General features: G+C 41.8%; 10 protein-coding genes. 2 read left to right on the forward strand and 8 right to left on the reverse strand.

Annotated features, from left to right (window positions below; genetic code table 11):
* Nucleotides 1-202 precede the first annotated feature (202 nt).
* The 4 genes from ACW689_RS07300 to ACW689_RS07315 form a co-directional block, all read right to left on the reverse strand.
* A complete protein-coding gene (locus tag ACW689_RS07300) occupies nt 203-2233 on the reverse strand; it encodes a S9 family peptidase (protein WP_476289828.1) in 2031 nt (676 codons plus the stop codon).
* 51 nt (nt 2234-2284) lie between these two features.
* A complete protein-coding gene (locus tag ACW689_RS07305; RefSeq protein ID WP_476289830.1) occupies nt 2285-2812 on the reverse strand; it encodes a GNAT family N-acetyltransferase in 528 nt (175 codons plus the stop codon).
* A 44-nt stretch (nt 2813-2856) separates the two neighbouring features.
* Nucleotides 2857-4404, reverse strand: coding sequence for an amidase (locus ACW689_RS07310; protein WP_476289832.1), 1548 nt, complete (start codon nt 4402-4404; stop codon nt 2857-2859).
* 116 nt (nt 4405-4520) lie between these two features.
* Complete coding sequence (locus tag ACW689_RS07315; protein WP_476289834.1) at nt 4521-6686, reverse strand: malate synthase G; 2166 nt, start codon at nt 6684-6686, stop codon at nt 4521-4523.
* 222 nt (nt 6687-6908) lie between these two features.
* Between ACW689_RS07315 and ACW689_RS07320 the strand changes: the two genes are divergently transcribed.
* A complete protein-coding gene (locus ACW689_RS07320; protein WP_476289836.1) occupies nt 6909-8513 on the forward strand; it encodes an isocitrate lyase in 1605 nt (534 codons plus the stop codon).
* A gap of 801 nt (nt 8514-9314) precedes the next feature.
* Entirely contained in the window at nt 9315-9812 is a 498-nt protein-coding gene (locus tag ACW689_RS07325; protein WP_476289838.1) for a hypothetical protein, read from the forward strand.
* A 74-nt stretch (nt 9813-9886) separates the two neighbouring features.
* Here the strand turns inward: ACW689_RS07325 and ACW689_RS07330 are convergent, their stop codons facing one another.
* The 4 genes from ACW689_RS07330 to ACW689_RS07345 all read right to left on the reverse strand — a co-directional run bounded on the left by ACW689_RS07330 (nt 9887) and on the right by ACW689_RS07345 (nt 12935).
* Nucleotides 9887-10285 carry a hypothetical protein gene (locus ACW689_RS07330; protein WP_476289840.1) on the reverse strand — a complete coding sequence of 133 codons (399 nt, stop codon included), beginning with the start codon at nt 10283-10285 and terminating at the stop codon, nt 9887-9889.
* A 218-nt stretch (nt 10286-10503) separates the two neighbouring features.
* Complete coding sequence (locus ACW689_RS07335; protein WP_476289842.1) at nt 10504-11946, reverse strand: DNA recombination protein RmuC; 1443 nt, start codon at nt 11944-11946, stop codon at nt 10504-10506.
* 101 nt (nt 11947-12047) lie between these two features.
* Nucleotides 12048-12722 carry a response regulator gene (locus ACW689_RS07340; protein ID WP_476289844.1) on the reverse strand — a complete coding sequence of 225 codons (675 nt, stop codon included), beginning with the start codon at nt 12720-12722 and terminating at the stop codon, nt 12048-12050.
* A gap of 18 nt (nt 12723-12740) precedes the next feature.
* Complete coding sequence (locus tag ACW689_RS07345; protein ID WP_476289846.1) at nt 12741-12935, reverse strand: hypothetical protein; 195 nt, start codon at nt 12933-12935, stop codon at nt 12741-12743.
* Nucleotides 12936-13154 lie beyond the last annotated feature (219 nt).

The following is a 13154-nucleotide window of genomic DNA, read 5'->3' on the forward strand; positions in this document are numbered from 1 at the left end:
CTGTCCTATAAAGCACAAAGTATACCTAACTGAGGAAGTAGAAAAACGAAATACCGAAAACAAAGCACCATCGTTCATGTTGACTGAAGACCACATTAATTAACTATCAAATTATCTTTAATTTATTAAGAATAGTTCAATAATCAAACAAAATGCCAGCATAAAGCTGGCATTTTCCGACTTAACAACGTGCAGTCATTTACTACTTGCTGTGCTTATCAAACCACCATTGGATGTAGGCGACTTTATTCATTAAGTTAGAAGGACGCGCGGTAATACCATGTGAGGCATCAGGAATACGCACCATCGCAGTTTCGACACCTTGCAGTTTCAACGCTTGATAATATTGTTCTGTTTCAGATATCGGTGTACGGTAATCCGCTTCTCCCGTTAACAGCATCGTAGGCGTTTTAACATTGCCCACATAACTAATAGGCGAGCGCTTCATGTAATGTTCCATATGCTCCCATGGCTTACCTGGGAACCAATAGTCTGCAAAAAATGGATAATAATCAGCCGTTAAAACAAAGCTAAACCAGTTAATTACGGGTTTAGCTACAACGGCAGCGGCAAACCTATCTGTGTGGCCAACAGTCCAAGCTGTTAGCACACCACCGCCAGAACCACCAGTCACAAACAAACGCTTCTCGTCAATAAAGCCTTTTTCAATCAATGCATCAACGCCGGTCATAAGGTCATCGAAGTCATGGCTTGGATAATTGTGGTGAATAGTTTGCGCAAAAGCTTTGCCATATGAGTCACTCCCGCGTGGGTTCATGTATAACACCACACTCCCGTTCGCTGCATAAAGTTGTGCTTCAGTACTAAAGTGGGGCCCATAGTTAGCCACAGGTCCACCATGAATTTCTAATACGAGCGGATACTTTTTAGTGCTATCAAAACCTGGAGGGTAAACAACCCAACCTTGAATATCTAATTCATCGTGTTTAGATTTAACCCATAACTCTTCAACTTTGCCCAACGTTTTGTTGCCCAGGGCATCGTCATTAAGTCGGGTTAAACGCTCAACTTTTCCCCGTTTAAGTAGTGCCACATCTGCGGGTCTTTGCGTATCGGCAAGTGTAAAAGCAATATCACCCCGTTTGCTTACATCAAAATCCCCACCAGAATAAGGGCGACCAAAAGACACACTGCCCACCTGTTTGGTCAGTACTTTTGTCTTCCCCTTGAGTGTTTGATGTGCGACCACCGTTTGCCCTTCAGTATCATAGCTATAATAAAGGCCTCGGCTCTTATCGTCCCAATGAATTGTTTCAATGTTCCTATCTAACTTCTCAGTCAAAATTTCGGTTTCGCCACTATCGAGATTCAATACATAAATATCCCGATTCTCATAATTTGTGCCCTTATCATCGTAGCCAAGATAGGCGAGCAGGCGACCATTTGGCGACACTTTAGGGGAAGCATCTGGACCGAACCGCTCAGTGAGCTGTTTGATTTTAAGCGTATTCATATCCAACGAATACACTTCAGAATTCATCGGCTTTAAAGCATATTCAGGATGACGATTAGCAGAAAAGTACAATGTTTTACCATCGTCACTAAAGCTGACTTCACCACGATGATCAAAATCACCTGACGTTAATTGTTGCGCATTGCCGCCATTGGCATCGATTTTAAATAAATGCGTGAACCCCGCTTTGCGATAACCCGCACCATCAAACCGATAAAACACATCATCGATAAAAACAGGTGGTTTAGCCCACTTAGCCCCTTGAGGTTTACCTTTTAAACTTACAGGCGCTTTAGCACTTTTGGGCACAAACTGGCTAAATACAATATGTTTACCATCGGGACTCCAACTAATACTACTTGGCGATTGCGACAGGTTGCTAATTTTCGCCACCGCACCAGAGTCCAACCACTTAACATAAATTTGGCTGCTGCCATCACGGGTTGACACAAAAGCTAAGCGATCGCCCGAAGGCGATAAAGTAGGAGAATAGTCAGCATGCACGCCACTTGTTACTGGCAATAGTTGATTGTTGTCAACGTTCACCGTCCAAATATTACCGACCTTTCTATCGGATTTAATATCCATTCTATTGCGAACAAAGTAAATTAACTTTCCATCATCGCTAAACTCGATTTGATTGGCATATTCAAGATTAAATACGTCCTGTAACTCAAGCGTTTTTTCAGCCGCCACAGCGCCGCCCATAATAAGGCTCGCGCCAAGCGCAAGTATGCTACGTTTCACTATTGACTCCATTTATGTCGTTTGACCGAGGGTCTCAAACCTAATATTAAAACACCTTGATGGTCAATTATTTGAGAACAATGCGAGCTTCTGATCATTGATCCATCGCCCTGCAATTTTATAGTTATGTTTCAGTGTGCCTTCGAGCTCAAAGCCCATGGCTTTTAGTAACCCAAAGGATGCTTCATTCCCTTCTGATACGGTTGCTATCAGCTTATGATAACCACACTCCAAAAATGCAAAATTAATGACTGCTTTGGTAGACTTTTTTGCAAATCCTTTTCCGTGAAATTCTGGCAAAAGCATAAAACCAAGCTCTGCTTGCAGGTAAGGCTGCCACATGCTTAAAAAACCATGAAGTCCCACGGCTTCGCCAGAGCATTTATCTATAATCACCAGCGTGAGCCAATCGTTGTTAGTTTTATGCCAATTATTGCTACTCTCTACCCTTTCCCAAAACTTTTCTCGTTGTGCTTGTTCATCAATATCTGACACCCACCTCATGACTCGCTCATCTTGATGCAAACGCTCAAACAGCGGTAAATCGCGTGATGTTATTTTTCTTAAAAGGAGGTCTGAGGTTTCTATCATGGCAGTTCCTTGTCTGTGTTTTTGCAAAGTGGTTTTACACTTACTTAATTGTCTATGCTTGCAAGAAAGTTTGGCGGCGTTCTTACTTGTGTAGCCTGTTCAAATGCATATGCAAGTTCCAACAATTTGTGCTCTTGGTAGGCGCCACCAAAAAATGAAATCCCTAACGGTAAATGTTTATGGTATGCCATCGGCACCGTTATAATCGGGTAACCCGCAATTGCTGATGGACTTGAACTCGCACCTGTATAGTGGTCGCCATTAATTGTATCAATCACCCATGCAGGTCCATTTGTAGGGGCTACAATAGCATCTAATTTGTGCTGATGTATCAGCGCATCAATCCCTTTTTCACGCGCTTTTTCGCTAACAAGCTTCTTGGCCGTTATATAACGCTCACTCTTCACGCCCGAGGTTTGCTGCGCCATTTCCAATAACCCTTGATTAAAGCCACTCCCTTGCTGATATGATTGATTGAAATGTATAACTTGCTCTAGCGATTTTGTGACCACCGATTTCGGCGTATTAGCCAAATAAAGATTAACATCATCCTTAAACTCGCTCAGCAAAATATCAAATTCAGCTTGGCTAATTTCTTCTTGATAGGGCAGTATTAAGTTATCAACTATTTCAGCTCCTTGCTGCTTCATCACAGCAATTGCTCGTGTAAAAGCTTTGCTGGCAATAGGGTTAAAATCACTGACATTACGAGCTATACCTATACGTTTTCCCACAAGGCCTTTTGGGTTCAAAAACCGTCGATAATCTTTACCCGAATCATCTACTAACGCATTCAAAACGGCTGCCGCGTCAGCCACTGAGCGTGCCATAGGACCCGGTGCATCTTGTGAATGAGACAATGGCACAACGCCTTTAACTGACACTAATCCTACTGTTGGCTTCAAGCCTACAAGGGCGTTGTGAGCTGCGGGGCAGGTGATTGAGCCATCCGTTTCTGTGCCAATTGCCACTACCGCCATATTGGCCGCAACCGAAACACCAGAACCAGAGCTAGAACCGCAAGGCGTGCGATTAAGTACATAAGGATTTTTTGTTTGCCCACCAACATCACTCCAACCACTGGAGCTTTGCGTTGATTTAAAATTAGCCCATTCGCTTAGGTTTGCCTTAGCAAGAATGATAGCCCCCGCTTGTTTTAGTTTTTTAACCAGCTCGGCATCTTGTTTTGCAAAATTATTTTTGAGTACCACAGCACCAGCCGTAGTTGGCATATTGCCCGCGGTTTCAATGTTGTCTTTAAGAATAACAGGCATACCAAACAAAGGGCCGTGAGTAGCTATAATTGCGTGACGTTTATCTTTTTGTTTGGCTTCTAAGATTGCTTGCTCGTTCACACTAATAATGGCATTGAGAGTTGGACCAGAATCATCAAAGTGTTCAATTCTAGCGAGGTAATATTCTATAATTTGCTGGTAGGTCAGCTTCTTGTCATCAACCAGCTGTTGTAATTGCTCAAGGCTATGTTCTGTAAGATCGATTGAGCTATTAGCGCGCACAGAAGTACTCAGCCCTGAGCACATGAATAGAAGTGCCGCAATGGCATGATATTTTTTATTACCGACGAGAAACATAGAGCCTCATATAAGATAAACAAAACGGTTATCCCATACTTGTTTAAACTTCGTCACTTAGCAAGTATTTTTGAACCTTAAAAAGAAACAGGCCTGAAATATCAGGCCTGTCTTCGTTAATGCGTTACCGCTTTGTATTTTAAACGATATGTGTGTAATAGCGGTTCAGTATAACCATTTGGCTGTCGTGCCCCTTCAAATACGAGTGCCTGAGCCGCCTGCATAGCCAAACTATGATCGTTACCAGCCATTGTTTGGTAGTTCACGTCATGTTTGTTTTGTTCATCCACCACATGAGCCATACGTTCGAACGTATTATGTACTTGTTGCTCTGTGCAAATACCGTGTTTAAGCCAATTAGCGATGTGTTGACTTGAGATCCTCAAAGTAGCCCTATCTTCCATTAAACCAATATGATGAATATCAGGTACCTTTGAACAACCGATCCCTTGATCAATCCAACGCACAACATACCCCAAGATCCCTTGCACATTGTTATCAAGTTCTGTCTGGATCTCTTCTTTTGTTAAACTATTTTCAAGCATCAAAGGCGGCGTTAATAAGTCTGCTAAAGAGGCTTGCTGACGTGCCATAAGAGTTTCCTGCTTAGCAAAAACATCTACATAATGGTAATGCATAGCATGTAATGTCGCAGCCGTTGGCGAAGGCACCCAAGCCGTGTTAGCACCTGATTCTGGGTGAGCTAACTTTTGCTCCATCATCAACGCCATTTTATCAGGCATTGGCCACATGCCTTTACCTATTTGCGCTTTTTGGCTGAACCCACAAGCTAACCCAATATCAACATTACGATCCTCATACGCTTGGATCCAAGGCTGCATTTTGATCTGGCCTTTTGGCAATACAGGGCCCGCTAGCATCGAAGTGTGAATTTCATCACCCGTCCTATCTAAAAATCCGGTGTTGATAAATACAACGCGAGATTTTGCTTGTTCAATACAGGCTTTTAAATTGACGGAAGTGCGACGTTCTTCGTCCATAATACCTAGCTTGATGGTGTTCATAGGTAAGTTTAGAAGCGCTTCTACTTCACTAAACAACTGCACCGTAAACGCCACTTCTTCAGGACCATGCATTTTTGGCTTAACAATATTGATGCTTTGTGTGCTTGAATTGGTAACTAAGCTGTTTCCTCTAAGATCGTGCACTGCACACAGCGACGTGATCATAGCATCCATGATCCCTTCATAAACAGGTGCACCTTGCTTGTCCAATATCGCTGGGGATGTCATCAAGTGGCCAACATTACGCACAAACATCATACTGCGACCTTTCAATGAGATCTGCTCACCCTCTGAGTTAGTAAAAATACGATCTGAGTTTAATTTCCGTTTAATCACAGTACCTTGCTTATCAAAAGACGCCTCCAAATTTCCTTGCATCAAGCCTAGCCAATTTCGGTATACATTTACTTTATCTTCGGCATCTACCGCAGCAACCGAATCTTCACAGTCCATAATGGTGGTCAGTGCGGATTCGAGTAGCACATCCTTAATGCCCGCCTTGTCAGCTTGGCCAACCGGATTATTGGGATCTATTTGGATCTCAATATGCAGATCATGGTGCTTAAGTAAAATAGCACTGGGATCCTGCGCCTGCCCTTGATACCCGACAAATTGTGCCTCTTCTGCCAATTTAACCTGAGATGAGTCGTTTAACGTCACCACTAGCTCACCGTTAAGCACAGCGTAATTGGTACTTTCTATGTGCGAGCCACTACTCAGAGGCACCGCTTTGTCTAAAAACTGACGAACATAGGCCATGACTTTAAAGCCACGTACCGGATTATATTGGGTGGTTTTCTCTGCACCGTCATGTTCGCTGAGCACATCCGTGCCGTAAAGCGCATCGTACAACGATCCCCAGCGGGCATTAGCGGCATTTAATGCAAACCGTGCATTGCTCACGGGTACAACTAATTGTGGTGCGGCGGTCAGCGCTATTTCAGGTTCAACTAGCTCAGTATCAATACATACTTGCTCAGGTTCTGGCACTATGTAACCAATGTCTTGTAAGAATGTCCGATACTGCACGCTATCCCAGTGTGTATGCTGTTGATGAAAAGCATCGATTTGCTGTTGCAGTAAATCACGCTTTGCAAGCAACGCTTTATTCATCGGTGAGAGGGTATCGATGATACAGGCAAAACCCTGCCAAAAAGCGCTTTGCGATAATCCCGTTCCCGGTAAGGCATGGTGATTAATAAAGTCGTAAAGGCGCTGGTCTATCGTTAGACCAGCTTCTTGCGTGCTTGCTTGCATAGTGAATTCCTAAGTAAAGTTTGAACGGGTTTAAATAAACCATATCGTATTTCACCCTAAAACAAACCCCCAAAAACATTCATGAAAAATATACTCACAATAATAACTATAAATTTAAAAAATCTAGATTTGCGGCCTAGTGTGTAATTAAGCACCGGCTACAGAGCACGGGTGCCACTCTCACAACTTAAAAAATATGTAACCCGTTCGAAGGAATTTATTATGACTCGCTATCAATCACAACTCGATCAGTTCGCAACTTTATGCCAAACCCAAGGCAAAACTTGGCAATCAATTAATCCTGAATTTGCTAGTCGTATGAATCTGCAAAATCGCTTTAAAACAGGTTTAGATATCGCCAAATACACCGCCAAGGTAATGCGTGAAGACATGAAAGCTTACGACCAAGATAGCAGTCAATATACACAGTCACTGGGGTGTTGGCATGGATTTACCGCACAGCAAATGATGATGGCAGTAAAACGCCACCAAAAAACCACAAAACGTTCATACGTATATTTAAGTGGTTGGATGGTTGCGGCGCTGCGCTCTGAATTTGGTCCGTTACCAGATCAAAGTATGCATGAAAAAACCTCTGTACCAGCGCTAATTGAAGAGATCTACACCTTTTTAAAACAAGCGGATGCCCGTGAGTTAGATCACCTATACCGCGATTTAGATGATGCAAAAGCACAAGGTAAAGACACCAGTGAGATCATAAATAAAATAGACAACTTTGAAACGCACATCGTTCCGATTATCGCAGACATCGACGCCGGATTTGGCAACGAAGAAGCCACTTATTTGCTGGCTAAAAAAATGATTGAAGCAGGTGCTTGTGCCATCCAAATTGAAAACCAAGTATCGGATGCGAAGCAGTGTGGCCACCAAGCTGGTAAAGTCACTGTACCGCATGAAGACTTCTTGGCAAAAATTAATGCCGTAAGATATGCATTTCTAGAGCTTGGTATCGAGGATGGCATCATCGTGGCTCGCACGGATTCATTAGGTGCCAGTCTCACACAAAAAGTGCCTGTATCAAAAACATCGGGAGATTTAGCGAGTCAGTACACTGCATTTTTAGATACCACGCCAGTAAACAGTGCAGACGATCTGAATAACGGGGAAATGGCGATTAAACTAGATGGGGAATTGCGTAAACCTGTGCGTCTGGAAAACGGGCTATATCAATTCAAAGCAGGAACAGAAAAAGACCGTGTGGTGTTAGACTGTATCACTAGCTTACAAAACGGTGCCGATTTACTGTGGATTGAAACGGAAAAACCCAATGTGCAGCAAATTGCTGAGTTGGTAAACCGCGTTAAAGAACAGGTGCCAAATGCCAAGTTGGTTTACAACAACTCTCCATCATTTAACTGGACCTTGAAATTCCGCGAGCAAGTATACGCTCAATGGCAGCAAGAAGGCAGAGATCTAAATCAATACCCAGATCCCAGCTCAGATGCAAAAGCGTTAATGGACCCAGGACTTGATAACTCTGAACTTGCAAAAGCAGCAGATGAATTGGTTCAAAACTTCCAGCGCGACGGAGCTAGAGAAGCGGGTATATTCCATCACCTCATCACCTTACCGACATATCACACCGCAGCGCTAAGCACAGATATTCTCGCTGAAGGATATTTTGGTGACTTGGGTATGCTGGCTTATGTAAGAGATGTTCAACGTCAAGAAATTCGTCGTGAACAAGCATCTGTTAAACACCAAGATTTAGCGGGTTCAAATATTGGAGATACACATAAAGAATATTTCTCTGGTGACAACGCCCTTAAAGCAGGAGGCGAAGCCAACACCATGAATCAATTCTAATTTTAAGACTGTGTTACTTTTAAGGGCCTAAGGGCCCTTCTTTGTTTTTAAGCACTGAGATCACGTTTTTACTAATGAAGCAGCAACGAAGCGAAGTAGGGGGAAATCTATACTTTTACGAAAGCCAAACGGTTGTTTACAGCGAAATTATTACGCTTCATAAAATACTCAAACTTACTCCACACCGATACAAACCAAAATTTTACTAACTGATGAGCCTACAACTCACCATTTTACTAACTCAGTACGTTAATAAACCGATTTTTTACTAACTCAACTAGGTAAAAAACTGATTTTTACTAACTCAAATCATCTTATTGTAATAATTACAATTATTGAGTAAAATTCAATTTGTAAACCCCCTTTACATCTTTCACTCACCACTTTTTTAAATTATGATTTCATCTAGCTAAAGGCCTTATAATAGCTAACGTTTCAGAGTAAAAAAATAAATTCACCATACACCAGATTTTCAAATAAATACGAACAGAATCTAAAATCTCTAAGTCTATAAGTCCGTGAATATCACTTTGTGTATGCATCTCACACCATCTCATAAATGTCAGTAAAACAATGATCCGGTAAAAAATATACATTTAAAATCATAACATTAAGAACGATAACACATCGAGCGTTGGTATCTTTGTATGAATAGAGATCAGGTTTTTATCAACATCCGCTCCATGTGTAACTCAGAAAAAGTAAAGGTACAACCTCGGACCTGTTATAAACTCCATAATGCTCCATTTTTCTTCCACATTGTTCGTCTTTAATGAGCAACATACACGGGAGGACAGATTAATGAACCAACGCACAATGAAACATGGAGACTGGGCCAAAATAGTTGAAGCTCGTAGCCGTAAGCAACGCCCTCAACCAAAAAGTAAAGCCAATATGGCCTTTATTCCGGTTATGTTGCTAGGGTTTTTAGTTATCGCGATGCTTTGGGTGCTAGTGCTAGACTCTACACAAGAGAGTCAGCTTCCCCAACTGAAAGCGGATCAAAAGGCACGTATTTCTCGCTATTTTTCAAAACAGTTCATCATGGGTAGTTGGCAGTTAAGAGAGACTAAATTTACCAACTCTAGCATCAAGGTGTTAGTAGAAATGCCAACAGAACTGGCAATGAATGAAGAGCAGTTAACTCAATATATTCAAAACTCTTTGTGTCCATCACGTGACAGCCGTGTTTGGCGTGATGTCAGTCAGTACAATTTATTTATTAATTTATTTGTACGCACACCAAGAAATGGTACATATGCAGAGTGCACCAACCCAAATATGAGCAACATCAGCTAATAAAACCCCCATTTTTGGGGGTTTTCTTTGTATAATCCCACTTGCTGACACATTAAAGTTCGCTAAAAAACTTATTAAAATGGTCCCTTTAAATCATCTCCTGATGGGATCGACTCAATAATTATTCTAGCAACATCATTGACCTTTTCTGAGTCAAAACTATACGCACTAAACACATCTCCAGAAGGAATAAATAACCTTTGTTGGTTTGTTATGAGATATGTGGCTGACGTCCCCTCGATGCGTGCAAGCACAGCCCCCTCAGAGATGTCATTTGCGGAGGGAATATCATCGAGTCGTACGTTATCTTCTATCCCCCTACCATCATCATCCCACAAATTTGTATATGTAGTATTGTCAGGAATGAAACACTTAGTACCATTAATAACTAAATAAGTCGCTAAAGGGTGTTCACTTTTGCTGTTTCTCAAACGTTTACCATTGAACTGATTGAAATCATCTAAATTAGCCATATTAAAGTCCTCTTTACAAATTACATGAAAAACCCCGGTAAAAAATATGAGAAAAATTTGTTAATGTAAATTACACGGTATTACATGCTTACTTTTGTCTGTCTGGATGCATATCACTCAGTTACATTCATCGTATAACAATGGTTTTGACGATGCGACTTAGTGAACACCTTAATTTTAACAAGGTAATATGAGAAACGTTTCTATAAATAATTTAATTACTCAAGCTCCAAACGTGACTTTTCCACCAGCTCATCGGGCAAAGATTTTGTCACTGAAACACCCAACTCTTTAAATTCTGACGCTTGCTTGATGAGGTTACCTTTACCGCTGTATAGCTGGCCAAACGCTTTATCGTAGCTTTCTTTGGCTTTATCTAGATGTTTACCTACACCATCCATGCTGTGTAAAAAGGCATTCAGTTTGTTGTAAAATTTTTCTGCTCGCTGAGCAAGTTCACGGCTATGTTTACTTTGTTCTTCGAACTTCCACAGCTGCTTAACGATGTTTAAGCTAGTTAGCAAGGTCGTAGGTGTGGCGACCAACACATTAACATCCAGCGCTTGCTGGTAGAGGTTAGGGTTATGTTTAATCGCCTCAACAAACGCCGACTCTACAGGAATAAACATGATCACCACTTCTGGTGAATTGAGTCCAGGTAATCGCTCGTAGGATTTGTCGCCTAATTCCTTAATTCGCGCTTGTATCGCATTACAGTGTTCCACTAGCGCTTCTTTTGCACAGGCCTGCTCCTGTGCATTCACATAACGGGTATAAGCATTAAGAGAGGTTTTTGCATCGACAACTAGGTGGCGTCCTTGTGGCAGATAAACAATCACGTCAGGGCGATACTTTCCATGCTCAGTGGTAAACGACACTTCACGCTTATAGTCATAACCTGGTCGTAAACCCGCACTATCGAGTACGTTTTCAAGCATCAACTCACCCCAGTTGCCTTGCGTCTTTTTTTGCCCTTGCAATGCGGTAGTTAACTTATCCGCTTGCTCAGTTATAAGTTTATTGTTGGCCTGTAAGTGCAATAGCTCTGTTCTCAAAGAAGCCCTTTGCTTGAGCTCTTCGGTGTGAATGGCTTCCATTTTATCTCTAAAGCCTTTGAGCTCTCCTTGCATCGGTTGTAGCAGTTGGCTAATACGCTCTTGACTTTGTACATTGAAGCGTGCTGTTTTTTCATCAAAGATTTGATTAGCAATATTTTGAAACTCTTGCTTAAGGATTTGCTTTGATTTTTCTAGCTGCGAAATTTGCTCATCAAACGCTAACTGCTTTTGCTCGAAGGTGGTTTTTAGATCGGTGAGTTCAATTTCAAGCCCGTGAGCTTGCTCCTGTGTACGCGCCAATGATTGTTCACTTTGCTGCCATAAACGTTGATATTGCTCAGCTTGGCTTTGCTTTTCGGCTAAACGAGCTTGGTACTGCTGACACAATCCATGAAGCTGAAGCTTATCCGCCTGTAGTTGAGAGGTTTGTTGGGTTGTAGAGTCTGCCTGTTCGGCTTGAAGTGCTAACTTTTGTTCCATAAAAGCCAGTTGCGACTTAAGCTTTTGCTGCTGTGTAATATACCAAGGAACAAGCATACCCACACCGGCACCAAAAATAGCAAGATGTGTCCAACTAAGCTGTGAAATAATCGTCTCAAGCATAGCCTATCTCATTGAGAGTATTCATATACTTGATAATACCCCAGAGAACAAGAACACGCACTAACTAAGCAAAGCTCAGCGTCATTAACGCCATAGTCCAGTTATGATAGCTGCTCACGATCAAAGCGATACCCAGCCCCGTAAACAGATCCTATCAATTTAGGAGATGCACCAAGCTGTTTGATCTTTTTACGAATGTTTTTAATATGGCTGTCGATGACGCGATCGGAAATATCGAAGTTGTCGGGCTGCACATTATCTAAGATCTGTTGCCGCGAAAATACGCGACTAGGCGAATTGTACAGTAAAGTAAACACATCAAATTCAACCTTAGTGAGACTTAAATGCGCGCCGTTTATTTTGACGGTCAAACTGCTTGGTTCAACAATGACCGCCTTTGCATCCTCAGGTTGTGGGGTACAACGTCTTAAAATCGCTTTAATACGCATCACAAGTTCTGCAGCACTAAAGGGCTTACATACATAATCATCCGCGCCAAATTCAAGCCCTTTTAGCCTATCAGCTTCAGTGACTTTAGCCGTAACCATAATAATCGGTACCATAGAAAACTGGCGAATCTGCTTCATGCACTCAACACCATCTTGATTTGGAAGCATGATATCCATGACGATTGCATCCGGTTGATTTTGTTCAACCCATGGCACAACTAACGCGCCATCAGCGATATGGGTGGTTTCAAACCCGGAAGCTTTAAAAAACAAGATAACTTGCTCCGCAATGTCGTAGTCGTCTTCAACGATTAAAATGTGTTGCATGGTTGTGTTTATGGCCTTCTATTTAACTTTTAAATTGGCAAGCTGCAATCGTACTTGCGCACGTAACGACTCAGATAATGTGTCATCTAATAATACCATCGTAAGAATGCTTTCAAGCTCCCCACAATTTGCCACTTCTTGAATTAGATCATAGTCACATTGTGACATGGGTTCTATAAAATCCAGTTCGTTTGCCACGCTTATTTGACACATTACGCATTTTCCTTTGATTATTAACCTAGCACTTTATCATTATTCCATTAAATCGTAACAATATGGATAGAATGTGGAATCCTCCCACTAATCGCAAAATTTTTATACAAAAAAGCCAGCAATAAGCTGGCTTTAAAAATGGTAATCAAGGGGAATCAACAAATGCTTATCGCTACCAACAAGCACAATCATAGACCCCCGTGCTGTTCAGTTAGTTCA

It is taken from the genome of Pseudoalteromonas sp. ABE4_541 (genome assembly GCF_056312285.1).